Annotated in this window: 26 protein-coding genes; 12 read left to right on the top strand and 14 right to left on the bottom strand. The window is 64.5% G+C overall.

The window, feature by feature from the left end; all coding sequences use genetic code 11:
- Nucleotide 1: 1 nt before the first annotated feature.
- The 6 genes from ABSY17_RS17685 (at nucleotide 2) to ABSY17_RS17660 (ending at nucleotide 5,269) form a co-directional block, all read left to right on the top strand.
- Nucleotides 2-496 carry a GFA family protein gene (locus ABSY17_RS17685; RefSeq protein ID WP_378943505.1) on the top strand — a complete coding sequence of 165 codons (495 nt, stop codon included), beginning with the start codon at nucleotides 2-4 and terminating at the stop codon, nucleotides 494-496.
- Nucleotides 489-965 carry a GFA family protein gene (locus ABSY17_RS17680; RefSeq protein WP_378943503.1) on the top strand — a complete coding sequence of 159 codons (477 nt, stop codon included), beginning with the start codon at nucleotides 489-491 and terminating at the stop codon, nucleotides 963-965. The genes ABSY17_RS17685 and ABSY17_RS17680 overlap by 8 nt, the downstream gene beginning before the upstream one ends.
- Nucleotides 962-1,918 (top strand): prolyl aminopeptidase, encoded by a 957-nt coding sequence (gene pip, locus ABSY17_RS17675; protein WP_378943501.1) that lies wholly within the window; start codon nucleotides 962-964, stop codon nucleotides 1,916-1,918. The genes ABSY17_RS17680 and pip overlap by 4 nt, the downstream gene beginning before the upstream one ends.
- Nucleotides 1,915-3,537 (top strand): citramalate synthase, encoded by a 1,623-nt coding sequence (cimA, locus tag ABSY17_RS17670; RefSeq protein WP_378943499.1) that lies wholly within the window; start codon nucleotides 1,915-1,917, stop codon nucleotides 3,535-3,537. The genes pip and cimA overlap by 4 nt, the downstream gene beginning before the upstream one ends.
- A 126-nt stretch (nucleotides 3,538-3,663) precedes the next feature.
- Nucleotides 3,664-4,566 carry an EamA family transporter RarD gene (rarD, locus tag ABSY17_RS17665; protein ID WP_378943497.1) on the top strand — a complete coding sequence of 301 codons (903 nt, stop codon included), beginning with the start codon at nucleotides 3,664-3,666 and terminating at the stop codon, nucleotides 4,564-4,566.
- A 16-nt stretch (nucleotides 4,567-4,582) separates the two neighbouring features.
- Complete coding sequence (locus tag ABSY17_RS17660; RefSeq protein ID WP_378943495.1) at nucleotides 4,583-5,269, top strand: glutathione S-transferase family protein; 687 nt, start codon at nucleotides 4,583-4,585, stop codon at nucleotides 5,267-5,269.
- 99 nt (nucleotides 5,270-5,368) lie between these two features.
- Here ABSY17_RS17660 and ABSY17_RS17655 read toward each other — a convergent pair whose 3' ends face one another.
- The gene (locus tag ABSY17_RS17655) at nucleotides 5,369-5,980 is read right to left on the bottom strand and encodes a TIGR00730 family Rossman fold protein (RefSeq protein WP_378943493.1); all 612 of its coding nucleotides are present in this window, start codon (nucleotides 5,978-5,980) and stop codon (nucleotides 5,369-5,371) included.
- Nucleotides 5,981-6,091: 111 nt separating this feature from the next.
- Here ABSY17_RS17655 and ABSY17_RS17650 point away from each other — a divergent pair, with 111 nt between their 5' ends.
- The 5 genes from ABSY17_RS17650 (at nucleotide 6,092) to ABSY17_RS17630 (ending at nucleotide 11,457) form a co-directional block, all read left to right on the top strand.
- Entirely contained in the window at nucleotides 6,092-7,498 is a 1,407-nt protein-coding gene (locus ABSY17_RS17650; RefSeq protein ID WP_378943491.1) for a LysM peptidoglycan-binding domain-containing protein, read from the top strand.
- A gap of 69 nt (nucleotides 7,499-7,567) precedes the next feature.
- Nucleotides 7,568-7,906, top strand: coding sequence for an ArsR/SmtB family transcription factor (locus tag ABSY17_RS17645; protein WP_378943489.1), 339 nt, complete (start codon nucleotides 7,568-7,570; stop codon nucleotides 7,904-7,906).
- A 13-nt stretch (nucleotides 7,907-7,919) separates the two neighbouring features.
- The gene (locus tag ABSY17_RS17640) at nucleotides 7,920-9,812 is read left to right on the top strand and encodes an ABCB family ABC transporter ATP-binding protein/permease (protein ID WP_378943487.1); all 1,893 of its coding nucleotides are present in this window, start codon (nucleotides 7,920-7,922) and stop codon (nucleotides 9,810-9,812) included.
- A 95-nt stretch (nucleotides 9,813-9,907) separates the two neighbouring features.
- On the top strand, nucleotides 9,908-10,606 hold the full coding sequence (locus ABSY17_RS17635) for a phosphatidylserine decarboxylase (RefSeq protein WP_378943485.1): 699 nt from the start codon (nucleotides 9,908-9,910) through the stop codon (nucleotides 10,604-10,606).
- Entirely contained in the window at nucleotides 10,606-11,457 is an 852-nt protein-coding gene (locus ABSY17_RS17630; RefSeq protein ID WP_378943483.1) for a CDP-alcohol phosphatidyltransferase family protein, read from the top strand. The genes ABSY17_RS17635 and ABSY17_RS17630 overlap by 1 nt, the downstream gene beginning before the upstream one ends.
- A 13-nt stretch (nucleotides 11,458-11,470) precedes the next feature.
- Here the strand turns inward: ABSY17_RS17630 and ABSY17_RS17625 are convergent, their stop codons facing one another.
- A complete protein-coding gene (locus ABSY17_RS17625) occupies nucleotides 11,471-13,693 on the bottom strand; it encodes an AMP-binding protein (RefSeq protein WP_378943481.1) in 2,223 nt (740 codons plus the stop codon).
- Nucleotides 13,694-14,042: 349 nt separating this feature from the next.
- Here ABSY17_RS17625 and ABSY17_RS17620 point away from each other — a divergent pair, with 349 nt between their 5' ends.
- Nucleotides 14,043-14,549 carry an OsmC family protein gene (locus ABSY17_RS17620; protein ID WP_378943479.1) on the top strand — a complete coding sequence of 169 codons (507 nt, stop codon included), beginning with the start codon at nucleotides 14,043-14,045 and terminating at the stop codon, nucleotides 14,547-14,549.
- 5 nt (nucleotides 14,550-14,554) lie between these two features.
- On the opposite strand, the gene ABSY17_RS17615 is transcribed toward ABSY17_RS17620, so the two are convergent.
- The 12 genes from ABSY17_RS17615 to rpsF all read right to left on the bottom strand — a co-directional run bounded on the left by ABSY17_RS17615 (nucleotide 14,555) and on the right by rpsF (nucleotide 26,670).
- A complete protein-coding gene (locus ABSY17_RS17615) occupies nucleotides 14,555-15,178 on the bottom strand; it encodes a hypothetical protein (RefSeq protein ID WP_378943477.1) in 624 nt (207 codons plus the stop codon).
- A 102-nt stretch (nucleotides 15,179-15,280) separates the two neighbouring features.
- Nucleotides 15,281-17,047, bottom strand: coding sequence for an SLC13 family permease (locus ABSY17_RS17610; RefSeq protein ID WP_378943475.1), 1,767 nt, complete (start codon nucleotides 17,045-17,047; stop codon nucleotides 15,281-15,283).
- Between the two features lie 110 nt (nucleotides 17,048-17,157).
- Nucleotides 17,158-17,904 (bottom strand): SDR family NAD(P)-dependent oxidoreductase, encoded by a 747-nt coding sequence (locus ABSY17_RS17605; RefSeq protein ID WP_378943473.1) that lies wholly within the window; start codon nucleotides 17,902-17,904, stop codon nucleotides 17,158-17,160.
- A gap of 94 nt (nucleotides 17,905-17,998) precedes the next feature.
- Nucleotides 17,999-19,468, bottom strand: a complete 1,470-nt coding sequence (gene purF / locus ABSY17_RS17600; RefSeq protein ID WP_378943471.1) for an amidophosphoribosyltransferase — start codon at nucleotides 19,466-19,468, stop codon at nucleotides 17,999-18,001.
- An 84-nt stretch (nucleotides 19,469-19,552) separates the two neighbouring features.
- A complete protein-coding gene (locus ABSY17_RS17595; RefSeq protein ID WP_378943469.1) occupies nucleotides 19,553-20,149 on the bottom strand; it encodes a CvpA family protein in 597 nt (198 codons plus the stop codon).
- A 27-nt stretch (nucleotides 20,150-20,176) separates the two neighbouring features.
- A complete protein-coding gene (gene radA, locus ABSY17_RS17590; RefSeq protein WP_378943467.1) occupies nucleotides 20,177-21,580 on the bottom strand; it encodes a DNA repair protein RadA in 1,404 nt (467 codons plus the stop codon).
- A gap of 40 nt (nucleotides 21,581-21,620) precedes the next feature.
- Nucleotides 21,621-23,117 carry a replicative DNA helicase gene (locus tag ABSY17_RS17585; RefSeq protein WP_378943465.1) on the bottom strand — a complete coding sequence of 499 codons (1,497 nt, stop codon included), beginning with the start codon at nucleotides 23,115-23,117 and terminating at the stop codon, nucleotides 21,621-21,623.
- Nucleotides 23,118-23,326: 209 nt separating this feature from the next.
- On the bottom strand, nucleotides 23,327-23,650 hold the full coding sequence (locus ABSY17_RS17580; RefSeq protein ID WP_378943463.1) for a YnfA family protein: 324 nt from the start codon (nucleotides 23,648-23,650) through the stop codon (nucleotides 23,327-23,329).
- A gap of 77 nt (nucleotides 23,651-23,727) precedes the next feature.
- Nucleotides 23,728-25,017: a class I SAM-dependent methyltransferase gene (locus tag ABSY17_RS17575; protein WP_378943461.1), complete on the bottom strand. Its 1,290-nt coding sequence runs from the start codon at nucleotides 25,015-25,017 to the stop codon at nucleotides 23,728-23,730.
- Nucleotides 25,018-25,147: 130 nt separating this feature from the next.
- Nucleotides 25,148-25,723 (bottom strand): 50S ribosomal protein L9, encoded by a 576-nt coding sequence (rplI, locus tag ABSY17_RS17570; protein WP_378943459.1) that lies wholly within the window; start codon nucleotides 25,721-25,723, stop codon nucleotides 25,148-25,150.
- Between the two features lie 216 nt (nucleotides 25,724-25,939).
- Entirely contained in the window at nucleotides 25,940-26,188 is a 249-nt protein-coding gene (gene rpsR / locus ABSY17_RS17565) for a 30S ribosomal protein S18 (protein WP_018427106.1), read from the bottom strand.
- Nucleotides 26,188-26,670 carry a 30S ribosomal protein S6 gene (gene rpsF, locus ABSY17_RS17560; protein ID WP_378943457.1) on the bottom strand — a complete coding sequence of 161 codons (483 nt, stop codon included), beginning with the start codon at nucleotides 26,668-26,670 and terminating at the stop codon, nucleotides 26,188-26,190. Before rpsF ends, rpsR begins: the two co-directional genes overlap by 1 nt.
- Between the last annotated feature and the right edge of the window lie 226 nt (nucleotides 26,671-26,896).

Raw genomic sequence — 26,896 nt, 5'->3', positions numbered from 1 at the left:
CATGAGCCTGGACAACAAGCCGGTCTATTCAGGCGGATGCCAGTGCGGGGCGGTGCGCTTCCGCGTCGAGGGCGCGCTCGGCGACGCTTCCGTCTGCCATTGCCGCATGTGCCAGAAGGCTTTCGGCAATTTTTACGCACCACTGGTGTCGGTGCGTGGAGCCAACCTCGAATGGACGCGTGGCGAACCGAAATACTTCCAGTCCTCGAACCACGTCAGGCGCGGTTTCTGTGAAAATTGCGGCACGCCCTTGACTTACACCGCTCCCGATGGCGTGGGGCTGGCGATCGCCGCCTTCGACGAAGCGGAAGAGATAGCGCCGACGATCCAGTGGGGCATCGAGGGCAAGCTGCCCTATGTCGACCATATCCACGAGCTTCCCGGGCAAAGCACGGAAGAAGACCAGGAGGCGGCCGACTTCATCCACGATATTGTCTCCTACCAGCACCCGGACTTCGACACCGAACAATGGCCCCCGGAGGAAGATCATGACTGAAACGGCAAGGACAGGCGGATGCCAGTGTGGTGCGGTACGCTTCCGCATTCGCGGCGAACTCGGGCGCAGCTCGATCTGCCACTGCCGCATGTGCCAGAAGCAGTTCGGCAACTTCTTCGGCGCCTTCGTGGCCGTGCCCAGGGATGGCGTCGAATGGATACGCGAGGAGCCGAGCTATTTTCAGTCGTCGGTCAACATCGCGCGTGGCTTCTGTCAGCGCTGCGGTACACCGATGACTTTTCGCTCGCCCGAGGGGCTGGAGATCACCACCGGTGCCTTCGACGACCGCTCCGACCTCGCGCCGACGATCCAGATCAACCACGCGGCGCGGCTGCCCTGGGTCGACACGATCTTCCACGCGCCGGCCCATGACAATCCCGACTACTACGCGCGGCAGGAATCCATCATTTCCTTCCAGCACCCCGATGAAGAGACGGCCAACTGGCCCGAACACGGACTGAGACTATGAGCAACGAACTGCGCGGGCTTTATCCCGAGATCGAACCTTTCGACAGCGGCATGCTGGATGTTGGCGACGGCCACCAGATCTACTGGGAGCGCTGCGGCACCAGGGGCGCCAAACCGGCCGTGTTCCTGCATGGTGGCCCCGGTGGTGCTATCTCGCCCAAGTATCGGCGCGTGTTCGATCCCCAACTCTACGACATCATCCTGTTCGACCAGCGCGGCTGCGGCAAGTCGGTGCCCAACGCTTCGCTCGACGCCAACACCACCTGGCACCTGGTGGCTGACATTGAGCGCCTGCGCGAGATGGCCGGCTTCGACAAGTGGCTGGTGTTCGGCGGTTCCTGGGGCTCGACGCTGGCGCTCGCATATGCCGAGACGCATCCGAACCGCGTCAGCGAGCTGGTGGTGCGCGGCATCTACACGCTGACCCGCGCCGAGCTCGAATGGTACTACCAGTTTGGCGTCTCCGAGATGTTCCCCGACAAGTGGGAGCGGTTCGTGGCGCCGATCCCCGACGCCGAACGCGGCGACATGATGGCCGCCTATCGCAAGCGCCTGGTCGGCGACGACCGCGCCGCGCAGATCGAGGCCGCCCGCGCCTGGAGCATCTGGGAAGGCGAGACGATCACCCTGCTGCCCGACCCCGAGACCAGCGGCAAGTTCGGAGAGGACGACTTCGCCATCGCCTTCGCCCGCATCGAGAACCACTATTTCGTCCATGCCGGCTGGATGGAAGAGGGGCAACTGATCCGCGATGCGCATCGCCTGCATGGGATTCCTGGTGTCATCGTCCATGGGCGCTATGACATGCCGTGCCCGGCGAAATATGCTTGGGCGCTGCACAAGGCCTGGCCACAAGCCGAGTTCCACCTGATCGAGGGTGCCGGCCATGCCTATTCCGAGCCGGGGATTCTCGATCAACTGATCCGGGCAACGGACAGGTTCGCAGGGAAATGACCATGACGCGTGAACGCATCTACCTCTTCGACACGACGCTGCGCGATGGCCAGCAGACGCCCGGCATCGACTTTTCGGTCGAAGACAAGATCGCGATTGCGGCCATGCTCGACGAGTTCGGGCTGGACTATGTCGAGGGCGGCTATCCCGGCGCCAACCCGACCGACACGGCGTTCTTCGCCGAAAAGCGGACGAAGCGGGCGAAGTTCGTCGCCTTCGGCATGACCAAGCGGGCAGGGGTCTCGGCCTCCAACGATCCGGGCGTAGCGGCACTGGTCCAGGCCAGGTCGGACGCCATCTGCTACGTCGCCAAGAGCTGGGATTACCACGTGCGAGTCGCACTCGGCATCACCAACGACGAGAACCTCGAAGGCATCCGTGCTTCGGTGGAGGCGGCTGCCGCCGTCGGCAAGGAGCCGATGGTCGACTGCGAGCATTTCTTCGATGGCTACAAGGCCAACCCGGAGTTTGCGATCGCCTGCGCCCGGACAGCCTACGACGCGGGTGCGCGCTGGATCGTGCTGTGCGACACCAATGGCGGCACGCAGCCGTCCGAGGTGCGCGAGATCGTGGCGAAGGTGATCGCGGCGGGCATTCCGGGCGCCAATCTCGGCATCCACGCCCATGACGATACCGGCCAGGCGGTGGCCAATTCGCTGGCCGCCATCGAGGCGGGCGTGCGCCAGGTGCAGGGCACGATCAACGGCATCGGCGAGCGCTGCGGCAATGCCAATTTAATCACCATCATCCCGACACTGGCGCTGAAGCCGCATTTTGCCGAGCGCTTCGAGACCGGCGTTTCGAGCGAGGCGCTGGAGGGTATCGCCAGGCTCTCGCGGTCGTTCGACGAACTGCTCAATCGTGCGCCGGAGGCGCAAGCGCCCTATGTCGGTGCTTCCGCCTTCGCCACCAAGGCGGGCATCCACGCCTCGGCAATCGCCAAGGAACCGAAGACCTACGAGCATGTGCCGCCGGAAGCAGTCGGCAACCGCCGCCGGGTGATGGTCTCCGATCAGGGCGGCAAGGCGAATTTCATCGCCGAGCTCAAGCGGCGCGGTATCGACGTTCCGCGCGACGACAACCGGCTGGATGGACTGATCGCAGTGGTCAAGGAGCGCGAGGCCGAGGGCTACGCCTATGAGGGAGCGGACGCCAGTTTCGAGCTGCTGGCGCGCAAGATGCTGCACGGCCTGCCGGAGTTCTTCAAGGTCACCGGCTTCCGCTGCCTGGTCGAGCGGCGCTTCGATGCCAACGGCAACCTCAAGACGGTGTCGGAGGCGGTGGTCAAGGTGCTGGTCGACGGCGAGGAAAAGATGTCGGTGGCCGAGGGCGACGGCCCGGTCAACGCCCTCGACATCGCCTTGCGCAAGGATCTGGGCAAATTCCAGCACGAGATCGGCGACCTCGAACTGGCTGACTACAAGGTGCGTATCCTCAATGGCGGCACCGAGGCCATCACCCGCGTGCTGATCGAGTCGCATGACGCCACCGGTGCGCGCTGGTGGACGGTCGGCGTGTCGACCAACATCATCGATGCATCGTTCCAGGCGCTGATGGATTCGATCGTCTACAAGCTGATGAAGAACCGCGACATGGCCGGGCTGGTGGCGGCGGAGTAGCGGCGCTGCCGGAAGCGGGCCGGTGACACAAGCTGGCCCGATCGATTGATCCATCAACGAAAAGCCGATGGACCATCAGAATTTTGAAATGGCTTGTGCCGGACTACCGGCGCATAGGTTCGCGCCATGAGCACAGACACGCCTGCGATTTCCCGCGAGGAGGCCAACCGCGGCTTCTTTTTCGCCCTTTCGGCCTATTTGATGTGGGGTTTTCTGCCCTTCTACATGAAGGCGGTGGCCCATATCCCGGCAGCCGAGGTGATTGCCCATCGCATCACCTGGTCGATTCCGGTGGCGGCACTTCTGCTGTGGTGGCTCGGCCGCACCGGCGACATCAAGGTGGCGCTTCGCAGCCCGCGCACGCTGGCGCTGGGAGCGCTGACGGCGTCGCTGATCACCATCAACTGGGGCGTCTATGTCTGGGCAATCGGCAACGATCGGGCCCTCGAAACCGCCCTTGGCTACTATATCAACCCGCTGTTCAGCGTCTTTCTCGGCGCGGTCGTGCTTGGCGAAAAGCTGATGCGCGCGCAACTGGTGGCAATCGGCCTGGCTGCGGTGGCGGTGGCGCTGCTGACTTGGGAAAGCGGCGGGCTGCCGTGGGTGTCGATCGCGCTCGCCCTGTCCTGGGGCTTCTACGCGCTGTTCAAGAAGACGCTGCCGATCGGCCCGGCGCAGGGCTTTTTCCTCGAAGTGCTGATCCTCGGCATTCCAGCACTCGGCTACATCTTCTATCTGCAGTCGACAGGCGTCGGCCATTTCGGCACCACCGGCATGAACGATGTCTGGCTGATGCTTGGCTGCGGACTGGTGACCGCCATTCCGTTGATCCTGTTTGCCAACGGCGCCAAGCTCTTGCGCATGTCGACCATCGGCATCATGCAGTACATTGCGCCAACGATGATCTTCTTCATCGCGATATTCATCTTCGATGAGCCGTTCAGCCGCGAGCGGGCGGTGGCCTTCGGACTGATCTGGGTGGCACTGGTCGTCTATACTTGGTCGATGTTCTCGTCGAAGCGAAGCTGAGGGGGCGATAGTCGCCATGTACCAGTTGTTCATCGCCAACAAGAACTACTCTTCATGGTCGCTGCGGCCGTGGGTGCTGATGCGCGCGCAGGGCATGCCGTTCATCGAGCGACAGGTGCCGTTCGGCAATCTGCCTGGCCAGCCGGAGTTCTCTTCGTTTTCGCCGACGGGCAGCGTTCCTGTGCTCATCGATGGCGACCTGACTGTGTGGGACTCGCTGGCGATCGTCGAATACCTGGCCGAGCATCATGAGGGCGTCTGGCCGGACGATGCCGCCGCGCGTGCCTGGGCCCGCTCAGCCGCGGCGGAGATGCATTCCGGATTCCGCAGCCTGCGCAACATCTGCGGCATGAGCTGTGGCGTGCGCGTGCGCCTGGGCGAGAGGCCGGCGGGGCTCGAAAGCGACATCGCGCGCATCGGCGAGCTTTGGAACCAGGGCCTTGATCGGTTCGGCGGACCATTCCTGGCCGGTGACAGGTTCACCGCTGTCGATGCGTTCTTCGCCCCTGTCATCTTCAGGGCGCAGACCTATGCCCTGGATTTCGGCGGCCGGTCGGGTGACTATATCGCAACGATGCTCAAGCAGGCCGCCATGCGCGAATGGTACGACGCAGCGCTTGCCGAGACGTGGCGTGACCAGCCGCATGAAGACGAGGTCGCGGCATCTGGCACGATCACGCTCGACCTGCGCGCTAGTGCATGACCCCGAAAATCGGAATCGATTTTCGGAAAAGATCATGCACAGATTCAAAATCCTACAGCGCCGCGCGTCCAATTGGACGCGCGGCGCTGTAGCGCCTGCTTACATCTTGTCGATGAGCGACTGGACACCCTCGGTGGGGGTGGCGTCGGCGCCTGCAGCGACCATGATGGCCGAGACCACGGCATCAGGATCTTCGACCACCAGCGGCTGGACCAGATGCGAGGTGTGGACGAATCCTTCCTCTTTCATGTGGTCGAGCAGCGCCAGCATCGGGTTCCAGAAACTCTCGACATTGGCGAAGACGATCGGCTTGCGGTGATGGCCGAGCTGTGCCCAGGTCATGATCTCGACGATCTCCTCGACCGTGCCGATGCCGCCGGGAAGTGCGACGAACGCGTCCGACTTCTCGAACATCAGATGCTTTCGCTCGTGCATGTTGTTGGTGACGACCAGGTCGTCGAGCCGGCCAAGCGCGCTTTCCGTCGCTTCCTTGTTCATCAGGAAGCGCGGGATGATGCCGGTGACCTTGCCGCCGGCGCGCAACGCGCCATCGGCGACCGCACCCATGATGCCCTTTGTGCCGCCGCCGTAGACTAGCCTGAGGCCGGCCTTGGCGATGGAACGGCCGAGCAGATGGCCGGCCTTCATGTAGACCTCGTCGCGGCCCGGCGAGGAGCCGCAATAGACGCAGATGGATCGAATCGTGTTCATGGCGTGATTGGGTATTGCCTCCGTGCGCGGGGTCAAGACCGGCGAGGGCTTTTTCTTGTCGCTGCCGGCAAAACAAGGTAGACCCGTTGCACGGCTAGGGGCAGGGAAAAGATGGCTAACAATCCGTTGAAGATAGTTCTTCTCGCAGCAGGCGGTGCCGCCGCCGTCGCAGCAATCGCATATGTCTCGGGAGCACTCGATCCATATCTCGCCCCGCCAGCCGCCGTGGCGAACGCACCAGCACCGGCCGCACCTGCTCCGGCAGCCCCTGCGCCGACGGCGGCGAAGGCGCCTGAGCCCGCGAAACCCGCTGCCGAAGCCGCAGCACCTGTAGCGCCCAAGCCCGCCGAAGCTGCTGCGCCCGTGGTGGCCCCCGCATTCGACCTCGTCCGCGTCGAAGACAACGGCTCGGTGGTGATCGCCGGCAAGGCGGCCGGCAACGCCAAGGTGGAGATCGTCACCGGATCGCACGTGATCGGCGCCGCCGTCGCGGGCGCCGATGGCGACTTCGCCGTAGTGCTCGACAAGCCGCTCAAGCCCGGCGACTACCAGATCGTGCTGCGTTCCACCGCCCCTGACAATGTCGTGGCTACCTCGACCGAGACCGCCGTGGTGTCGGTGCCGGAGCAGCCGGGCGGGCAGGTGCTTGCACTGGTCGAGGAGCCGGGCAAGCCAGCCCAGTTGATCACGGTTCCCGAGCCGACCAAGGCAGCGACGCCGCAAACCGGCGCGGAACAGCCGGCCGCCGCCCCGCAGGCTGCTGCGCCCGCGGCCACGCCTGCAAAGCCGGAAGCGCCAGCTTCGGGCATCAAGGTTGCGGTCGAGGCGGTGGAGATCGAAGGCAAGAAGATCTTCATCGCAGGCGCTGCCGATGCGGGAAGGAAGATGCGCGCCTATGCCAACGAAATCCTCATCGGCGAAACCCAGAGCTCGCCTGAGGGACGTTTCCTGATCGAGGCTGAGCGCGAATTGCCCATTGGCGACTACATTGTCAGGGTCGATGCGCTCGAGCCGGACGGCGTCAAGGTGGTGGCGCGCGCGGCGGTTCCCTTCACCCGCGAGCCCGGCGAGTCGATTGCCGCCGTGGCGCCGGCACAGCCAGCCGCACAGCCGGCCGCCGCTGCACCGTCGGGCACCGAGGCCCAGGCCGCCAAGCCGGCAGCCGGCGAGGCGGCGGCCAACCCCGGTGTGGCACCGGCGGCATCGTCCGCCAAGCCTGCCGAAGTTGCCTTGGCACCGGCAACCGAAGGTGCTGCGGAAGCGACAGCCCCAAAGCTGGAGCCGGTCGACAGTGCGGTGATCATCCGCCGCGGCGATTCCTTGTGGCGGATCTCGCGCCGCGTCTACGGCCATGGCTTGCGCTATTCGACCATCTATCTGGCCAACCAGGACCAGATCCGCGATCCCGACCGCATCTGGCCTGGCCAGGTGTTCCGCGTGCCGGAGAAGTCGCATGAAGGCGAGGACGCCAATATCGAAGCCCTGGGCGAACAGGCGATGCCAGCGCCGAAGCCGTAGCCTCGCAGCGACTGTTTTCTGCCGTTGGCCGTTGCATGAGCATATTTCATCGTCTATCGTCGATAGACGATGAAAACTTTTCCCGCAGATCAGGCTAGCAGCGCTGCCTCCACCGAGGATGTGGCGCGCAAGCTTGCGGCCCTCTCGCATCCCGCGCGGCTTGAAATCCTGCGCCGGCTGGGCGGCGGCCGATCATGCTGCTGCAAGGAAGTGGTCGAGCATCTCGATCTCGCCCAGTCGACTGTTTCCCAGCATCTCAAGATCCTCGTCGAAGCGGGGCTGGTCGTCTACCAGCCGGAGCGGCAGCGCTCGCGCTATCAGATAGATCAGGCAGCCCTGGCTGCCGTGTCCCGATCCGTCTCCGCGATCGTCGATACCTGCTGCGCCATCGAAGGCGCCGAAAACTAGCAAGGCAAGAACATTGGCAAAGACCGTATCGGCCGACCGCGGCTCGACATTGAGCACCATCAGGAACCTGTGGCCCTACATGTGGCCTGAAGACCGCCCCGACCTCAAGGCGCGGGTCGTCTGGGCGACAGTCTTTTTGGTCGTGGCCAAGCTGACGCTGGTTGCCGGACCGTATTTCTTCAAATGGGCGACCGATGCGCTGGCCGGCGACCAGAGCGCGCCGCTGGCGCTGCCGGCATTGCTCGCGGCCCCCGTCATGCTGGTGGTCGCCTACAATTTCGTCCGCATCGTGCAACTCGGCTTCAACCAGTTGCGCGACGCGCTGTTTGCCAGCGTCGGCCAATATGCGGTGCGCCAGCTTGCCCACCGCACCTTCGTGCACATGCACCAGCTGTCGCTGCGCTTCCATCTCGAGCGCCGCACCGGCGGGCTGTCGCGTATCATCGAGCGCGGCACCAAGGGCATCGAGACGATCGTCCGCTTCACCATTCTCAACACCGCGCCGACAATTCTCGAATTCGCGCTGACGGCGGGCATTTTCGCCTATGCATATGGCTGGAAATACGTGGCGGTGGTGGCGGTCACGGTCTGGCTCTATGTCTGGTTCACTGTCAAGGCGAGCGACTGGCGCATCGCCATCCGCCGCGAGATGAACGAATCCGACACCGACGCCAACACCAAGGCGATCGATTCGCTGCTCAACTTCGAGACGGTGAAATATTTCAACAACGAGGCCATGGAAGCGCAGCGCTTCGACCGTTCGATGGCGCGCTACGAGACGGCTGCGACCAAGACCTGGACGTCGCTCGGCTGGCTCAACTTCGGCCAGGGCGTCATTTTCGGGCTCGGCATGACGGTGGTGATGTGGATGTCGGCGCGCGAGGTGATGGCCGGCACCCAGACGGTGGGCGATTTCGTTTTCGTCAACGCGATGCTGATGCAGCTTGCGGTGCCGCTCAACTTCATCGGCATGATCTACCGTGAAATCCGCCAGGGGCTGACCGACATCGAAAGGATGTTCGAACTGCTCGACGTGCCGCAGGAGGTGGTCGACAAGCCGGGTGCGCAGGCACTTGCGGTGGGCGCGGGCCGTGTCGAGTTCCGCGACGTGCATTTCTCCTACGACCCGAACCGACAGATCCTCAAGGGCGTGAGCTTCGAGGTCCCGGCCGGCAAGACGGTGGCGATCGTCGGCCCCTCGGGCGCCGGCAAGTCGACGATCTCGCGGCTGCTGTTCCGCTTCTACGACATACAGCAGGGCGCGATCCTGATCGACGGCCAGGACATTCGCGATGTCACCCAGGTAAGCCTGCGCGGCGTGATCGGCATGGTGCCGCAGGACACGGTGCTGTTCAACGACACCATTTCCTACAATATCCGTTACGGCCGCATGGATGCGGACGAGGAGGATGTGCGCATGGCGGCTGAGTTGGCCCAGATTTCGGGCTTCATCGAACGCATGCCCGACGGCTACAAGTCGATGGTCGGCGAGCGCGGCCTGAAGCTCTCGGGCGGCGAGAAGCAGCGCGTGGCGATTGCCCGCACCATCCTCAAGGCGCCACCTATCCTGATGCTCGACGAGGCGACCTCGGCACTAGACACCCAGACCGAACAGGACATCCAGAGCGCGCTCGACCTCGTGAGCAAGGGGCGCACCACGCTCGTCATCGCCCACCGGCTGTCGACCGTGATCTCTGCCGACGAGATCATTGTGCTCGACGACGGGCGAATCGCCGAGCGCGGCACCCATGCCGAATTGCTGCGTCATGGCGGGCTCTATGCTAGCATGTGGGACCGCCAGCGCGAGGCGACCGAGGCGGAGGAACGGCTGCGCAAGGTGCGCGAGGAAGACGAGTTCGGCGTCATCACGCGCCGCCGCACGCCGGAGGTCGCGGAAGGCGCCTGATTGGGGTGCCGGAACGGTTGCGGCAATGTCGCGTTGCGGGGGCGGGCCGTTTCCGCTAAGCACTCCGGGACTTCAACAGCGATGGCCGCCCCCTCATGAGCATAGCCGACACGATCCGCAACGTCTTTGTTCCGGTCCATCGCGAGGGGTATCCCTTCATCGCCGGCTTTGCGGCAGTGACGATCCTGCTCGGCTTCTTCTCGACGTCGCTGTTCTGGATCGGGGCGATTCTCACCGCCTGGTGCGCCTATTTCTATCGCGATCCGGAGCGCGTGACGCCTGTCGATGACCGGCTGGTGGTAAGCCCGGCTGATGGTGTGGTGTCGGCTGTCGGCCCCGCCGTGCCGCCGCGCGAACTCGGCCTCGGCAACGCCGAGATGACCCGCATCTCGGTGTTCATGAACGTCTTTTCCTGCCACGTGAACCGTGCGCCGGTGCGCGGCAAGATCGTGCGCATCGAGCACCGGCCGGGCAAGTTCCTCAATGCCGAGCTCGACAAGGCAAGTCAGGAAAACGAGCGCAATGGCGTCGTCATCGACAGCCCCAACGGCCAGGTGGCCGCAGTTCAGATCGCCGGCCTGGTTGCCCGTCGCATTGTTTGCTGGGCCGATGTCGGTGGCAATATCGGCGTGGGCGAGCGCTTCGGCCTGATCCGCTTCGGCTCGCGCGTCGACGTGTTCCTGCCCGCAGGTGCGGTGGCGCGTGTCGCCGTTGGCCAGACGGCCGTCGCCGGCGAGACCGTCCTTGCCGAATTCGGCGGGGCGAGCCACGCACCGCTGGTACGGGTTTCCTGATGGTGGCGCCGTTCAAGCCGTTCGAACCGCATGGCCAGGGTGGCCCGCGCATCCGCGAGATCCCGCTTAGGCTGGTAATGCCCAACCTGATCACGGTCCTGGCGATCTGCGCCGGGCTTTCCGGCATTAGGCTCGCCTTCGAGGGTCGGTTCGAGCCGGCCGTGGTGATGGTGCTGCTGGCAGCCTTCCTTGATGGCATCGACGGGCGCTTGGCACGTATGCTGAAGGCGACCTCGAAGTTCGGCGCGCAGATGGATTCGCTCGCCGACATCGTCAATTTCGGCGTCGTGCCGGCGCTCGTGCTCTACGCCTTCCTGCTCGACAAGGCAGGCTCGCTCGGCTGGATCGCGACGCTGCTGTTCGCCATTGCCTGCGGCTTGCGACTCGCCCGCTTCAACGTGCTCGACGAAGACCTGGAACGGCCGGCCTGGCAGGCCGAATATTTCGTCGGCGTGCCGGCGCCAGCGGGCGCGATCGTGGTGATGTTGCCGATGTATCTCGCCTTCCTCGGGGTCGAGCCGACGCGCACCATGGCCTATGCCTGCACCGCGTTCACGATCCTGATCGCCTTCCTGCTGGTCAGCCGCCTGCCGGTCTATTCCGGCAAGAAGCTGCATATCCGCCGCGAATATCTGCTGCCGGTGATGCTGGCGGCGGTGTTCTATGTGCTGCTGCTGACCGTCTATCCATGGCAGACGCTGACGGCTTCGGTCGCCGGCTACCTTATTTTCCTACCGTTGAGCGCCAGCGCCTATGCGCGACGGGCGAAGATCGAAGGCGAGAAGGCGGCAGCCGAAGCTGCGACCACCGACGTCGCATCCGAGTCGCCAGAGACCAAGCCCGAGGCCTGATCGATCCGCCGCTTCAGGCGGCTTCCAGCCCCAACTGGTCGATAGCCATGCGACGGGCAGCGACATAGTCGGTCTTGCCCGAGCCGAGGATCGGCAGTTCCTGGACCTTGATGATGTCGTGCGGCAGCATCAGTTCGGCGACGCCGGCCTGCTTGCCGTGGACGCGGAGCGCTTCCGCGTCGGCGTCGGGGGCGGTGGTGACGAGTACGATCCGCTCGCCCCGGCGCTTGTCGGGCACCGCCACCACCGCATGATGCTGTTCCGGCCACAGGGTCTGTACCAGCATCTCGACGGCGCCGAGCGACACCATCTCGCCGGCGATCTTGGCGAAGCGCTTGGCGCGGCCGAGGATGGTGATGAAGCCCTCGCGGTCGACCGATACGATGTCGCCGGTGTCATGCCAGCCGTCGTGCGGCTGCAGTTCGCCCGGCCGGTCGGCGGTCATGTAGCCCATCATCAGGTTCGGCCCCTGCAGCCACAGGCGGCCGCCTTCGGTCACGCCCTCGACCTTTTCGAGGCGCATGCGCATGCCGGGCAGCAGGCGCCCGACCGTGCCATCGCGGTGATGGGTGGCGGTGTTGACGGCGACCACGGGCGCCGCTTCGGTCAGGCCGTAGCCCTCGACAATTTCGGTGTCGAATCGCTCGCGCCAGGCGTGACGGGTTTCCTGCCGTACCGGCTCGCCGCCGGCGACGGCGAAGCGCAGGCTGGAGAAATCGCCGTCCTCGGCTGTTCGCGCATAGGCGGCGAGGAATGTATCGGTGCCGAACATGACGGTCGGCCGGGCCTTGCGCGCCACCTTTGGTATCAGCTTGTAGTGCAACGGTGAGGGGTACAGGATCAGCCGCACACCGGTGAGCAGAGGCAGGATGGTGCCGCCGGTCAGGCCGAACGAGTGGAAGGCCGGCAGCACGTTGAGCAGCTTGTCGGCGGGGGAGATGGTGATCCTGGCCTCCGCCTGCATGGCATTGGCAATCAGGCTGCGGTGGGAGAGCACCACCGCCTTGGGCGTGCCTTCCGAGCCCGAAGTGAACAGGATGACCGCAGGTTTGGTGGCATCCTGCGGCTGCAGCGGCCGGTGCCACTGCAGGGCGGCGCCAAGTTTGTCCCGCATCGAGACGGTGTCGCGCAAATCCTCCAGCCAGACGATGGTCGCACCGGCCAGTTCGGCGGCAGCGATGACGTCGCCGATGCCGGCTTTCTCGACAAAGGTCCGCGAGGAGACGATGATCCTGATCTGTGCGGTGGCTATCGCCGAGGCGACATTGGCCGGGCCTGCCGTGTAGTTGAGCATAGCAGCGACGCGGGCCGCCGAGGTCAGGCCGAGCAAGGTAAGAACCAACCCGTTGGCGTTGGGCAGGAGCACACCGACGGCCTCGCCGGGGGCCGTTACCTGCTGGAAGCGGTTGCCCAGCAGATGCGCGCCAATCATCACTTTGCGATAGCTGAGGACGCCGCCAGCGGCGTCTTCGATGATCGGGCGCGATGCACCGTAGCGCGAAGCCGCTTTGCATATCGCTGAAAACAGGCTGCTGTCGAGGTCCGCACCGGCAAGGCGTGCTTCGGCGAAACGGTCGAACAACGCATTTGCCCTGGTTGTCGACACTCCGGAGGTGCGGGTGACCAGTTCGGCTATCGTCATCGGGGCGAGGGCCACGATGGTGAGGCGCGGGAACCAGCGTCGTGGCGCCCGTTCGGCCGGTGTCAATGAAAATGGCAAGCGACGCGCGCCGGACACGAAGACCGGCACAATCCTGGCATTGGCCTGGTCGGCGATGCGGGCAACGGCACGGAACAGGCGGAAGGATTTGACGTCCGACTCGATCGTGTCAGGCAGATAGACCGCCAGGCGGCCTTTGCCGCGCAGCACGCGGACGAGGCGGCGGCTGACGAAGATGTGTTCGGCGTTGAAGGTGATCGTGCGACCGAGTTCGCGCCATGGCTCGAGCCAGTAGGCCCGGGCGGAACCCTCATCGAGTATATGCAATGTCTGTTCGGGCAGCAGCGACAGCATCAGCGCCGGCTCGATGCGCGACTGGTGCGACACGACGTAGATGACCGGAGCCTCGGTCTTGCCTGCCGCACGCATCGATTCGTCGCGCATCCTGTAGATAAACTTGGACGGCACATAGAGCAGCGCCTGGCGAAAGCGGATGCCAAGATCCTGCATCACCAGGCAGGCTGCGAGAGTCCACACAGCCGCGATGCCGAGCAAGACTGCACTGGCAAGGAACATGCCGCACCTCCCGATGCGCGCAGGGATATTCGCGCACATCGAAACTAGACCATGACGATGCCACGTCAATGCTGCATCGTCCGCCCCGTCCCCTTGGGTCGGGATAGGAAAAAAGCCGGTCTTTCGACCGGCTTGAAGAAAAGGGGACGGGTGGAGGGGGATGGGGGGATGGGGCAACCCGTCCTGAACCCAACAACGTGAAGCCTCAGGATTGGTTCCACCGGGTTCCAACTTTTCGCGAATTATTTTCAACCATGCCGGGCATAGCCGCCCGTCGGCGCCAGCGTCGCCGCGTGCCGGCTGGGGCGGGGTGTGATAGGGTTGGTAGGTTGGCAGCGGGAGCATGCCCATGGATGCCGAAGGTCTGAGGGCGCTGCAGGCGCCTCTCAAGGATGCCTACCGCGAGGACGCAACTCGGGCTCTGATCACGCTGCGGGCGAGAGGTGCCGTCGCGGAACAGTCGATCGCCTGCAGGATCGATACCGGCAAGGCGATTGTTACCGCTGGCCTGCATCCGGCCACAGGTGGCACCGGCATGGAGCTTTGCTCGGGCGACATGCTGCTCGAGGCGCTGGTTGCCTGCGCCGGCGTGACCCTGAAGGCAGTGGCGACCGCGCTCGAGTTCCGCCTCGGCGAGGCCGTGGTCTCGGCCGAGGGGGATCTCGACTTTCGCGGCACGCTCGGCGTCGCCAGGGACGCCCCGGTGGGCTTCCGCGCCATCCGGCTCGCCTTCAAGCTCGATACCGACGAACCGCAACAGCGGATCGATGCGCTGATCAAGCTGACCGAACGCTATTGCGTGGTCTTCCAGACGCTGGCCGTTCGACCTGAGTTGTCGGTGTCGGCGGAGCGGTAGCCTGTTCAGTTCACGGCGAAGCAGTAGAACAGGCCGTCGCCCCCAGTTCCCTTGAGCGCCTGCTGACCGCAGCCGCCTCGCGACGCGTGCGACGAGTTCCATGACTTGGCAGCCGCGGATTCATCTAGACCCTTGCGGTCGTGATGCCCCATCATGGCAGCGCCGTCGCCGTCGCTGGTCCAGTTGCTGCAGGTCTGGTCCGCGATCTTCGTCCCGTCCGGCTTCGATCCGGTGAGCATGTCGTGGCGGTTCGGGGTGTCGCCGCGGCCATTGACGACATTGCCCTTCTCGTCGAGCGCCGTGTCCTTGCTGATGTTGTTGGCATCGCTGTGCAGTGAGGCGACGTCGTCGGCGATCTTCTGGCCCTTGGCATTGAACCACGGACCCTTGCCGATGCGGTTCCTGGCGTCGACGTCGTCGGTCGAGAGGTAGGCACGCCAACTCTTGCCTATGCTGCCGGCCGCTTCCGCGAGCCTGCCGCAATGCGCATCGGCGCCTTCGAGGCCGCCGAGATTGGCACCCTTGCCAAGGCCGGTGCTGGTCACGAAAAAGCTCATCGTGTTGTCCTGGGCGCTGGCAGAGAACACGCCGGCACAAAGAGCCGCAGACAAAATGACAACGCGTTTCATCGATACTCCTCCCCTATCTTGTCGGTCGCAGGAGCAAAATTACGTTGAGGCGATATCGACAGCCAATCACGCTTGCGTGTCGTTCAGGCGGCCAACCGCGCCCTACATCGGCCAAACGAGCATCAGCATCGGCACGGCGATGACGATGACCAGCAGCGACAACGGCAGCCCGAGGCGCGGATAGTCCGAGAATTTGTAGCCGCCTGGGCCCATCACCAGCGTGTTGCACTGGTGCCCGATCGGGGTCAGGAAGTCGCATCCTGCACCAATCGCCACGGCCATCAGGAAAGCCTCCGGCCGGTAGCCCAGCGTACTGGCGAAACTCGCCGCGATAGGTGCCACGACGAGGACGGTGGCGGCATTGTTGAGGAAAGGCGTGACCGCCATTGCCACGATCAGGATGAGCCCCAGTGCCCCCGCCGGTGGCAGTGTAGCGGCAACATTCGCGAGCCAAGCGGAAATGACATCAGTCGCGCCCGTGGCTCGCAGCGAGTCGCTGACGGGGATCAGGGCTGCCAGCATGACCAGGATCGGCCCATCGATGGCGCCGTAGACCTCGCGCAGCGGGATGACGCGAAACAGCACCATCGCAATCGCCGCAGTGAAGAAAGCGAGCGCCACCGGCAGCAGGCCCGAGGCCGTGGCCGCCATGGCGGCGACGAGGATGGCGAGCGGCACGATGCCGCGGCGGACACTGCCCAGCAGGATCGGGCGTTCGGCCAGCGGCAGGCAGCCAAGCTCGCGCAGGATATCGGGGATGGTCTGCGGATTGCCTTGCAGCACGACAACGTCGCCGAGGCGCAGGATGACAGCGCCGAGTCGTTCCTGGATGCGCTCGCCCTTGCGGCTGACCGCCAGCAGATTGACGTTGAAGCGGTCGTAGAGCGCCAGCCTCTGGGCCGAGCCACCGATCAGGCTGGAGTTCTCGCCGATGATCGCCTCGACCGCCGTCGCCATATGCTTGCCTCCGGCGGAATCGCGGTTGCCGGTGACGTTGAGCTTGGCCTGCGCCACCATGCGGTCGAGTGCGTCGGGCGCGCCTTCGAGCAACAGGATGTCGCCTTCGCGCAGCGTGACATCTGGAAAGGGCGTGACGTGCAGCGCGCGCGAGCGAAGGATGGAGGTGACAATGGCCTGGCCGCCGCCGAGCTTGAGCAGATCGGCCAGCGTCTTGCCGGCAACGGTCGAGTCGGCGACGACATGGGCCTCGGTGACGTAGTTCTTGATGTCGATCGCCTCGTGGATCGACGCCGAAGCACGCGTCCGGATCGGCAGGATCCAGTAGAACAGCACCAGGAACGCGACCCCGGCCGTGGCAAGGGCGGCTCCAACCGGCGTGAAATCGAACATGGAAAAGGCTTCGCCGGTCATTTCCTGACGCACGCGCGAGACCACGATGTTGGGCGAGGTGCCAATCAGGGTCATCAGGCCGCCGAGCAGCGAACCGAACGCCATCGGCATCAGGAAAACCGACGGCGAGGTGTTGGAGCGCCGTGCGAACTGGAAGGCGATTGGGATCATGATCGCCAGCGCGCCGATGTTCTTCACGAAGGCCGAAAGCACCGTGACGATGACGACCAGCAGCATCATTTGCGCCCGGACGCTGGAAACCTCAGGTGCAAAGCGCTGGATGGCATATTCCATGATGCCCGAGCGGGCGACGCCGGCGCTGACCAGCAGTGCTGAGCCGACGATGATGACGATGTCATCGCTGAAGCCGCTGAATGCCTTGGATTGCGGCACGATGCCTGCCGCCACGGCCGCGAGCAGTGCACCGCAGGCGACTAGGTCATAGCGGAACCGGCCCCAGATGAACGCCGCCATCATCAGTACGATTATGGCTAGGGACATCATCTGGTCGGTCGTCATACGGCGGAAGTCCCCACTTCTGTCGTTTGGCGCTGGTCAACGCGGCAATTGCGTCTTCACTGCGTCGGAACCGGCCAGGTTGCAGGCGCAACGCTGGCAGGCAGGAGGTATTATTCGGGCATCTGGTACGACGCCCAGCGCTGCTGGCGGATCTGGTAGATCTGGCCGGTGTGCGTGAGCGCGGGGTCAACCATCGGCAGGATGTGGCTCGCCGTCTCGGAAGGATGCGTGACCGTCTCCGGGTTCTCGCCGGGAACGGCCTGCGCGCGCATCGCGGTGCGGCTGGTGCCTGGGTCGAAGATGTTGACGCGCAGCTTGAGGTTCTTGGTTTCGTCAGCCCAGGAGCGGGCGAGCGCCTCGACGGCGGCCTTCGACGCCGCATAGGGCGCCCAGAAGGCACGGGCCGAGTGGGCAGCCCCGGAACTGACGATGACGGCGCGGCCGGCGTCGGACAGGCGCAGCAGCGGGTCGACCGAGCGGATGACGCGCCAGGTGGCGTTGACGTTGATGTTCATCACCTTGTCGAACACCTTGGCTTCGACATGGCCGATGGGCGCGATGACGCCGAGAATGGCAGCATTGGCGACGAGGATGTCGAGCTTGCCCCAACGCTCGTGGATCGAACCACCGAGGCGGTCGATGCCGGCCATGTCGGTGAGATCGAGCGGAACCAGCGTAGCACTGCCACCCGCCGCCTTGATCTCGTCGTCGAGTTCTTCCAAGCCACCGACCGTGCGGGCAACCGCAATGACATGGGCGCCGGCAGCGGCAAGCTGCTTGGCAGTGTTGTAGCCAATGCCGCGCGATGCGCCGGTGACGAGAGCGATGCGGCCGGAGAGGTCGGGTGTGGTGGTCATGCTTATGCTCACTTCAGTATAGCTTGTCCCTCACCCGGCCTCCGCGTCATTCGGTCAGGCCGGGCAAGTGGCCAAAAGATCAAAACGGAACCAGTTACAGCCCGCCCGTCGCAAGCAGCGACAAGCTGCGCACGTTGTCGGCGCCTTCGTGGTCGAGCAGCCTGGTCGGGTACTGGTCGGAGAAACAGGCATCGCAGAACTGCGGCTGTTCGGCGTTGCGACCCGGTTCGCCGACGGCGCGATAGAGCCCGTCGAGCGAGAGGAAGCCGAGCGAGTCGACGCGGATGAACTCGGCCATCTCCTCGATAGTCATGCGCGAGGCCAGAAGCTTGGATTTCTCCGGCGTGTCGACGCCGTAGAAGCACGAGGCGCGGGTGGGCGGCGAGGCGATGCGCATGTGCACCTCGCGGGCACCGGCGTCGCGGACCATCTGCACGATCTTCTGGGACGTGGTGCCGCGGACGATGGAATCATCGACCAGCACGATGCGCTTGCCCTCGATCATCCGCCGGTTGGCGTTGTGCTTGAGCCTGACGCCCATGTGGCGGATGGAATCGCCTGGGGAGATGAAGGTGCGGCCGACATAATGGTTGCGGATGATGCCCAACTCGAAGGGCAGGCCGGCTTCCTGGCTGAAGCCGATCGCCGCCGGCACGCCCGAATCCGGAACCGGCACGACGATGTCGGCGTCGACCGGGCTCTCGCGGGCCAGTTCCATGCCGATGCGCTTGCGCACGTCATAGACGTTGCGGCCTTCGACCGAGGAGTCGGGGCGGGCGAAATAGACATATTCGAAGATGCAGAAGCGCGGCTTCTGCGGCTCGAACGGGAAGTGGCTCTCGATGCCCTTGGAGGTTACGACCACCATTTCGCCGGGCTTGATGTCGCGGACGAAGCGGGCGCCGATGATGTCGAGCGCACAGGTTTCGGAGGCGAGGATCCAGGCGCCGTCGAGATCGCCGAGCACCAGCGGGCGAATACCAAGCGGGTCGCGGCAGCCGATCATCTTCTTCGATGACAGGGCTACCAGCGAGAAGGCGCCTTCGACCTGGCGCACCGCATCGATGAAGCGCGCGTTGAGGTCGCGCTCCTTGCTGGTGGCGACCAGGTGGAGGATCGTCTCGGTGTCGGAGGTCGATGAAAAAATTGCACCCTGCTTCTGCAGCGCGCGCTGGACCGTCATGGCATTGGTCAGGTTGCCGTTGTGAGCGATGGCGAAGCCGCCGTCGGCCAGTTCGGCGAAGAAGGGCTGCACGTTGCGCATGCCCGCACCACCTGTCGTGGCGTAGCGGGTGTGGCCGATGGCGCGGTTGCCCTTGAGCCGGTCGATCACTGCCTGCTTGGTGAAGTTGTCGCCGATCAGGCCGATATGGCGCTCGACGTGGAACTGGCTGCCGTCATAGGAGACGATGCCTGCCGCTTCCTGACCACGGTGTTGAAGCGCATGCAGCCCCAACGTGACGATGGCTGCGGCATCCTGCCGGCCGAAAATGCCGAATACACCGCATTCGTCGTGGAAATGATCGTCGGCTTCCGCTGGAAGGGCGGTCGATGCGTCTGCCATGGGGCGAGGCCTCTCGTCGCAAAAACGGTATATAGGGCCAAGAGGCGGGAAGGGCAACGCGCCTTCCCGCCTCATATGGCTTTGTCAGTTGCTGGATGGTGCGCTTTCGGCCGGAGCGTCCGCCTCACCTTCCGGTGCAGGCGCCGCCGTCCCGGTATCAGGTTCGCCACCGTGCTGGTTGAGCTTCTTGAGGATCGACTTTTCGGGATCCTCGGGCAGCATGTTTTCAAGCGTGGTGCCGATGCTCTCGAGCAGCGGGCGCGACTTTGCTTCCGAAACCCATGCCGGCGCCTTGTCGCCGACCAGCCAGTTGAAGAACAAGAGGCCGACAGCGACGACCAGGATGCCGCGCGCGGCGCCATAAAGGAAGCCGAGCGTGCGGTCGAGTGCGCCGATGCGGCTGTCGATGATGAAGTCGGCGATCTTCATGGTGATGATGGTCACGACGATCAGCGCGACGATGAAGACGATGCCGGCGGCCGCGGCCATGGCGATCTTCTCATTGTCGATATAGGGCTGAACGTAAGGCACGACCGGCTTGTAGAACAGGAAGGCCGCGGCGGCGGCAGCCGCCCATGATGCGATCGACAGCACCTCGCGCGAAAAACCGCGCACCATGGCGAGCATCGCCGAGACCAGGGTGAAGCCGACCAGAATTCCGTCGAGCAGCGTAATCGGCATCGTGTCACTCACTCCATGACGACGGCGTCAGTCCGTCTGTTCCGCGCGGCTTCGCTTCGAGCCGGCTATACGCGCCACCAGATCCGCGAGTGCGGTCGGTTGGAACGTCCCGGCACCTGTTCCGCCTGCGATGTCCCCACTGCCGGAGGGCAGTACGGCCCTTCCGAACCCCAACTTTTCGGCCTCTTTAAGGCGTTGCTGCGCATGCGCAACCGGTCGGACAGCGCCAGAAAGGCTGATTTCGCCGAAATAGACGCAATCCGCAGGCAGGGCAATACCGGTGAGAGACGAAACCAGTGCGGAAGCCACCGCAAGGTCCGCTGCCGGCTCGGAAATGCGGTAGCCGCCGGCGATATTCAGATAGACGTCATGCTGGCCGAAACGGACGCCGCAATGGGCCTCGAGCACGGCGAGCACCATCGACAGCCGCGATGAATCCCAGCCGACGACGGCGCGCCGCGGCGTGCCCAGCGTCGAGGGCGCGACCAGCGCCTGTATCTCGACCAGGACAGGACGCGTACCTTCGATCGCCGCGAATACGGCCGCACCCGGCGCCTTGGCATGGCGTTCGCCCAGGAACAGTTCGGACGGGTTGGCGACCTCGCGCAGGCCCTTGTCGGACATTTCGAAGACGCCGATCTCGTCGGTGGGGCCGAAGCGGTTCTTGACCGTGCGCAGGATGCGGTAGTGATGGCCGCCTTCGCCCTCGAAATAGAGCACGCCGTCGACCATGTGCTCGACGACGCGGGGGCCGGCGATCTGGCCTTCCTTGGTGACGTGGCCGACCAGGACCACGGCCGCACCCGTCGACTTGGCGTAGCGGATCATCGCCTGGGCCGAGGCGCGCACCTGCGTGACGGTGCCGGGCGCGGAATCGGCGAGGTCGGTCCACAGCGTCTGGATCGAATCGATGATGACCAGGTCCGGCCGCTTGCCGTCGGCGATGGTGGCGAGGATGTCCTCGACATTGGTCTCGGCGGCGAGTTCGACCGGCGTGCTGGCAACGCCAAGGCGCTGGGCGCGCAGCCTGATTTGCGCGACGGCCTCTTCGCCCGAGACATAGACGATGCGGTGGCCGCGCGAGGCGAGTGCTGCCGCTGCCTGGGTGAGCAGGGTCGACTTGCCGATGCCGGGGTCGCCGCCGATCAGCAGCGCCGAGCCGCGGACGAAGCCGCCGCCGGTGGCGCGGTCGAGTTCGCCGATGCCCGAGACGATGCGCGGCGCATCCTCGATGTCGCCGTCGAGCGAGGTCAGCGTGACGGGGCGGCCCTTGCGTGCGCTCTTGAGCGAACCCGGGCCGCTTCCGATGCCGCCCGCAGTGCCTTCCTCGACGAGCGTGTTCCATTCGCCGCAGGAATCGCACTTGCCGGCCCAGCGCTGATGCGCCGAGCCGCAATTCTGGCAGATGAACTGGGTGCGGGCTTTAGCCATGGGGCGGACGCGATGCTGCTTTCGCGGTGTTTGACAAGGCCTACTGTTCTCCAAACCGCTCCGGCAAATGATGCTCGGGCGCGAGGTCGAAGAAGCGGGTGAATTCGCCCTGGAAGCCGAGGCTGACGGTGCCGGTGGGGCCGTGACGCTGCTTGGCGACGATGACTTCGGCCTTGCCGCGGACCTCGGCCATGTCGCCTTCCCACTTCAGATACTCGTCGGTGCCGGGCTTCGGCTCCTTGTTCTTGAGGTAGTACTCCTCGCGGTAGACGAACAGGACCACGTCGGCGTCCTGCTCGATCGAGCCCGATTCACGCAGGTCGGAGAGTTGCGGGCGCTTGTCGTCGCGGTTTTCGACCTGACGCGACAGCTGGGACAGCGCGATGATCGGCACGTTGAGTTCCTTGGCCAGTGCCTTGAGGCCCGTGGTGATCTCGGTGATTTCCTGCACGCGGTTCTGCGACGCCTTGGCGGACGAGCCCTGCATCAGCTGAATATAGTCGATGATGATGACGTCGAGGCCGCGCTGGCGCTTGAGGCGGCGCGCGCGCGCGGCGAGCTGGGCGATCGAGATACCACCGGTCGAATCGATGAACAGCGGGATCTTCTGCAGCGTCTGGGTGCAGCCGACCAGCTTTTCGAAGTCGGCTTCGGTCAGGTCGCCGCGGCGGATCTTCGAGGAAGGCACCTCGGCCTGCTCGGAAATGATACGGGTGGCAAGCTGCTCGGACGACATTTCGAGAGAGAAGAAGCCGACGACGCCGCCATTCTCGGCCTTGAACGAGCCGTCGGCCTGCTGGGCCGGCACATAGGCGTGGGCGACGTTGAAGGCGATGTTGGTGACAAGCGAGGTCTTGCCCATGCCGGGGCGGCCGGCGAGCACGATCAAGTCGGACGATTGCAGGCCACCCATGCGGGCATCGAGGTCCTGCAGCCCGGTGGCCGTGCCGGACAGGTGGCCGTCGCGCATATAGGCCGCGCTCGCCATGTCGATGGCGGTCTTGACGGCATCCGAGAAGCTTTCGAAGCCGCCGTCGTATCGGCCGGTTTCGGCAAGCTCGAACAGGCGGCGCTCGGCGTCCTCGATCTGCTCGCCGGGCGACATGTCCACCGGCGCGTCATAGGCGATGTTGACCATGTCCTCGCCGACGGTGATCAGCGCGCGGCGGGTGGCCAGATCATAAATGGCGCGGCCATAGTCGGAAGCATTGATGACGGTGACGGCTTCGCTGGCAAGGCTGATGAGATAGCGCGCGACGGTCATGTCGCCGACCTTTTCGTCGGCCGGCAGGAAGGTCTTGAGCGTAATGGGGCTGGCCACCTTGCCCATGCGGATGAGCTCGGAGGCGACCTCGAAAATCTTGCGGTGCAGCGGCTCGTAGAAGTGCGTCGCCTTGAGGAAGTCCGAGACGCGGTAGAAGGCGTCGTTGTTGACGAGCATGGCGCCCAGCAGGGCCTGCTCGGCCTCGATGTTGTTGGGGGCTTCCCGGTAGAGCGGGGTTTCCGCCACTTCGAACTTGCGCGCTGCCTCGGCCAATGTCTTCCCCGTCTCTGAACCCGAACGTCTTCCTAACAGAAGCGCGCCCCGGCGCGACTACGTCATGCCGGCTTATTTCGCGCACTGCCCACGATTCACACTCGTCCACAGGCAGGCGTTGCGCGCCAAGGATTCCAGTTGACGCGAATCGGGGGGAGTTTAGGTGCTCCCATGCCGCGGCGGCAAGAACAAAACAAGAAAGTCTGGGGTTATGCACCCCTTGGTGCGAGCAGGATGACCGACGCGCCAAAGACGCAGATCGCGGCACCGATCATGTCCCAGCGGTCGGGGCGGATGCCCTCCGCAAGCCAAAGCCAGCACAGGGAGGCGGCGATGTAGATGCCGCCATAGGCGGCGTAAGCGCGTCCGGCGGCATTGGCGTCGACCAGCGCCAGCAGCCAGGCAAAGGCGACCAGCGAGAATAGTCCTGGCGCGAGCCAGAGCGGCGATTTGTCGAGCCGCCACCAGGCCCAGAAGGCAAAGCAGCCGGCGATCTCGGCAAGGGCGGCAGCAATGTAGATGGCATAGGTCATGGAGAGGCTCGCGACAGGGGGCGGGCCCATTTCCTACGACAGCGGCCAGGGACGCAAGAGTTGCTCCGCCGGCAAGCCTATTCCTTGTCGGCAACCTTGCGCCCGCGGGACGTCTTCGCCGCCGGTGCGGCCTTGCGGTGCGCCACTTCGTGCATGGCGAGCGCTTTCTCGCACTTGCCGATATAGTCGCGAGTGATCGGCAGCGTGTCGTTGCGGTGAGTGAGCTGGATCTGGAACACCATCAGGTCCTGCCAGCGGAACGCGGCCTCGGAGGCAGCGAGATAGAACTCCCACATCCGGCAGAAGCGCTCGTCATAGATTGCCTTCGCCTTGTCGCGGTTGGTGGCAAAGCGCTCGCGCCAGTTTTTGAGCGTTTCGGCATAGTGCAGCCTGAGGATCTCGACATCGGTGACCATCAGCCCCGATTTTTCGATGGCCGGCAGGACCTCCGACAGGGCAGGGACGTAGCCGCCGGGAAAGATGTATTTTCGGATGAAGGCGCTGGTTGCCGTCGGCGGGCCGAAACGGCCGATCGCGTGCAGCACCATAACGCCGTCCGGCTTCAGCCGTTTGGCGACGGTCTCGAAGAAGGTGCGGTAGTGGTTGACGCCGACATGCTCGAACATGCCGACCGAGACGATGCGGTCGAAGCGTTCGACAAGCTCGCGATAGTCCTTGATCTCGAAATGGGCCTGGCCGTCCAGCCCTTCCGCCTGGGCGCGTTCGGTGGCGAGAGCGTGCTGTTCGGTGGACAGCGTGACCCCGAGCACCTGCACCTCGAAATTGCGGGCGAGATAGAGCCCGAGCCCGCCCCAGCCGGAGCCGATGTCCAGGACCGACTGGCCCGGCATGAGCCGCATCTTGGCCGCGATATGCGCTTTCTTGGCGAGCTGGGCTTCTTCGAGCGTCATTCCCGGTTCGGCGAAGTAGGCGCAGGAATACTGCATGTCGGCGTCGAGAAAGAGCCGGTAGAGATCGCCGGACAGATCGTAGTGGCGCTCGACGTTGCGTTTTGCCCGTGCCGCCGTGTTGACCTGCTGGAAGCGGCGGGCCGCCACCCGCAGGCCCTCGATGGCGCGCGACCACGCGGCGTCGACCGTGCCGTTGCCTAGGTTCTGGAAGGCGATCCGCATGAAGCCGAAGACGTCGCCTTCGACGATGTCCATCTCGCCGTCCATGTAGGCTTCAGGCACCGCCAAGGTCGGATCGAAGGTAATGAGGCGTTCGGCCCGCTTGGTGCGGATCAGCATGTGGATGGGGGGGCCGCTGCCGTCGCCAAAACGGTGCGCTTGCCCCTCCGGGCCGGTGACGGTCAGGTTTCCAATGCGCACAAGTCTTCCGAATATGCGCTGAAGCAACATGTTCATGTCGGTGCTCGCGATCGGTCGGTCCTGTCACCCGATCCTGTTAAATCGCAAACGTCTTGGCAAGTTCCGCCAAACACAAAAAAGCCCGGGCGTTTCCGCCCGGGCTTGGTCCAGAAAAACTGATATGGAATCAGGCTTCTTCGTCTTCTTCCGCGTTCGGATCGAAGAAGCTGTCCGGACGGGCGTTCTCGTTGATGTCGTCGCCGTAGATGGCTTCGGCGGTCGTCAGTGTCTCACCCTTCGACTGACGCTCGGCTTCGTCGGCCGTGCGCGCGATGTTCAGCGTGATGGTCACTTCGACTTCGGCGTGCAGCGCGATGGCGACGTTGGTCAGGCCGATGTTCTTGATCGGCTGGTTGAGCTCAACCTGGTTGCGGGCAATCGTGAAGCCTTCGGCGATCAGGATGTCGGCGATGTCGCGGGTCGAGACCGAGCCGTAGAGCTGGCCGGTTTCACCAGCCGAGCGCACGACCACGAAGGTCTTGCCGTCGAGCTTCTCGGCGACCTTTTCGGCTTCCGACTTGCGCTCGAGGTTGCGGGCTTCGAGCTGGGCGCGCTGGCCTTCGAACTTCTTCTTGTTGGCTTCGTTGGCGCGCAGCGCCTTGCCCTTGGGCAGCAGGTAGTTACGGCCAAAGCCGTCCTTGACCTTGACGATGTCGCCCATCTGGCCGAGGCGGGCAATACGTTCGAGAAGAATGACGTCCATTGTCCTTGTCCTTTCGTTGGCTGCAAAGGCAGCGAATTGGGTTCAACGGGCAAGGAAGCAATCTTGGCGCTGTGCGCCGGTTTCGCTGTCCTGCCTGTCGCGGCAGTTAGGATTTCCTGGGAAATCCAACTCGGGATTTGAAGGCTTGCCTGGCCGCGCCCGTCGCGGCAGGGAGTATTCCGGCCCGGGAGCGAACCCGCCGGGCCGGAACGAATATCACTTCACCACGTAGGGCAGCAGGCCGAGGAAGCGGGCGCGCTTGATCGCCTGGGCGAGTTCACGCTGCTTCTTCTGGCTGACGGCGGTGATGCGCGAAGGAACGATCTTGCCGCGCTCGGAAATGTAGCGCTGCAGCAGACGCACGTCCTTGTAGTCGATCTTCGGGGCGTTGGCGCCGGAGAACGGGCAGGTCTTGCGGCGACGATGGAACGGACGCCGGGTCGGGATCTGATTGATGTCGACCATTATTCTGCACCCCCTTCAACACCTTCGCGCGGACGGCGCGGACCACGGTCGCCGCCTTCGCGGTCGCCGAAGCTGCGCGGGCCGCGATCACCACGGTCGCGATCGCCGAAGCTGCGCGGACGGTCGCCGAAGCCACGGTCGCCACGCTCGGAGCGCTCTTCGCGCTTCTGCATCATGGCCGACACGCCTTCTTCATGCGCTTCGACCTTGATGGTCATGAAGCGCAGGATGTCTTCGGACAGGCCCTGCTGGCGCTCGACTTCCTTGACGGCCGCCGACGGAGCGGTGATGTCCATCAGCGTGTAGTACGCCTTGCGGTTCTTGTTGATGCGGTAGGTGAGGGACTTCAGTCCCCAGTTCTCAACCCGGCCAACCGATCCGCCAGCTGCAGTGATGATGCCCTTGTAGTGTTCGACAAGTGCATCGACCTGCTGCTGCGAGAGGTCCTGGCGGGCAAGAAACACATGTTCATAAAGAGCCATAGTTTTTGCCTTTCTTCGTTTCCATCTTCCGGTCCCGGCGGCTAGAGCCTCTGCGACTTCCCTGACCCTTCGAGGGCCTTGCGGCCTCCTCAGGGGAAGAAAGGAGCACGACGAGACGGTCGAGAGCGGAGACACGGGAGGCGGAAGCGTTTTCGCTTCACGCGGCGGCTTTCGAGAAAGCCGCCGGCCCTCCGTTCAGCCCCCAGCTGGGACCGGCAGATGGCGG

This window comes from Mesorhizobium sp. ANAO-SY3R2 (assembly GCF_042466635.1).
Lineage (GTDB): Bacteria > Pseudomonadota > Alphaproteobacteria > Rhizobiales > Rhizobiaceae > Aminobacter.
This window is presented reverse-complemented; position numbering and strand designations above follow the sequence as displayed.

What these genes read in the sequence shown, in the direction of transcription:
- ABSY17_RS17635 (WP_378943485.1), top strand. Translation starts at nt 9,908, where the DNA reads ATGAGCATAGCCGACACGATCCGCAACGTCTTTGTTCCGGTCCATCGC.
- ABSY17_RS17650 (WP_378943491.1), top strand. Translation starts at nt 6,092, where the DNA reads ATGGCTAACAATCCGTTGAAGATAGTTCTTCTCGCAGCAGGCGGTGCC.
- ABSY17_RS17660 (WP_378943495.1), top strand. Translation starts at nt 4,583, where the DNA reads ATGTACCAGTTGTTCATCGCCAACAAGAACTACTCTTCATGGTCGCTG.
- ABSY17_RS17625 (WP_378943481.1), bottom strand. Translation starts at nt 13,693, where the DNA reads ATGTTCCTTGCCAGTGCAGTCTTGCTCGGCATCGCGGCTGTGTGGACT.
- ABSY17_RS17685 (WP_378943505.1), top strand. Translation starts at nt 2, where the DNA reads ATGAGCCTGGACAACAAGCCGGTCTATTCAGGCGGATGCCAGTGCGGG.
- ABSY17_RS17630 (WP_378943483.1), top strand. Translation starts at nt 10,606, where the DNA reads ATGGTGGCGCCGTTCAAGCCGTTCGAACCGCATGGCCAGGGTGGCCCG.
- rpsF (WP_378943457.1), bottom strand. Translation starts at nt 26,670, where the DNA reads ATGGCTCTTTATGAACATGTGTTTCTTGCCCGCCAGGACCTCTCGCAG.
- ABSY17_RS17615 (WP_378943477.1), bottom strand. Translation starts at nt 15,178, where the DNA reads ATGAAACGCGTTGTCATTTTGTCTGCGGCTCTTTGTGCCGGCGTGTTC.
- rpsR (WP_018427106.1), bottom strand. Translation starts at nt 26,188, where the DNA reads ATGGTCGACATCAATCAGATCCCGACCCGGCGTCCGTTCCATCGTCGC.
- ABSY17_RS17645 (WP_378943489.1), top strand. Translation starts at nt 7,568, where the DNA reads ATGAAAACTTTTCCCGCAGATCAGGCTAGCAGCGCTGCCTCCACCGAG.
- ABSY17_RS17595 (WP_378943469.1), bottom strand. Translation starts at nt 20,149, where the DNA reads ATGCCGATTACGCTGCTCGACGGAATTCTGGTCGGCTTCACCCTGGTC.
- ABSY17_RS17580 (WP_378943463.1), bottom strand. Translation starts at nt 23,650, where the DNA reads ATGACCTATGCCATCTACATTGCTGCCGCCCTTGCCGAGATCGCCGGC.
- purF (WP_378943471.1), bottom strand. Translation starts at nt 19,468, where the DNA reads ATGGCAGACGCATCGACCGCCCTTCCAGCGGAAGCCGACGATCATTTC.
- ABSY17_RS17620 (WP_378943479.1), top strand. Translation starts at nt 14,043, where the DNA reads ATGGATGCCGAAGGTCTGAGGGCGCTGCAGGCGCCTCTCAAGGATGCC.
- rplI (WP_378943459.1), bottom strand. Translation starts at nt 25,723, where the DNA reads ATGGACGTCATTCTTCTCGAACGTATTGCCCGCCTCGGCCAGATGGGC.
- rarD (WP_378943497.1), top strand. Translation starts at nt 3,664, where the DNA reads ATGAGCACAGACACGCCTGCGATTTCCCGCGAGGAGGCCAACCGCGGC.
- ABSY17_RS17610 (WP_378943475.1), bottom strand. Translation starts at nt 17,047, where the DNA reads ATGACGACCGACCAGATGATGTCCCTAGCCATAATCGTACTGATGATG.
- radA (WP_378943467.1), bottom strand. Translation starts at nt 21,580, where the DNA reads ATGGCTAAAGCCCGCACCCAGTTCATCTGCCAGAATTGCGGCTCGGCG.
- ABSY17_RS17680 (WP_378943503.1), top strand. Translation starts at nt 489, where the DNA reads ATGACTGAAACGGCAAGGACAGGCGGATGCCAGTGTGGTGCGGTACGC.
- ABSY17_RS17605 (WP_378943473.1), bottom strand. Translation starts at nt 17,904, where the DNA reads ATGACCACCACACCCGACCTCTCCGGCCGCATCGCTCTCGTCACCGGC.
- ABSY17_RS17655 (WP_378943493.1), bottom strand. Translation starts at nt 5,980, where the DNA reads ATGAACACGATTCGATCCATCTGCGTCTATTGCGGCTCCTCGCCGGGC.
- pip (WP_378943501.1), top strand. Translation starts at nt 962, where the DNA reads ATGAGCAACGAACTGCGCGGGCTTTATCCCGAGATCGAACCTTTCGAC.
- ABSY17_RS17575 (WP_378943461.1), bottom strand. Translation starts at nt 25,017, where the DNA reads ATGAACATGTTGCTTCAGCGCATATTCGGAAGACTTGTGCGCATTGGA.
- cimA (WP_378943499.1), top strand. Translation starts at nt 1,915, where the DNA reads ATGACCATGACGCGTGAACGCATCTACCTCTTCGACACGACGCTGCGC.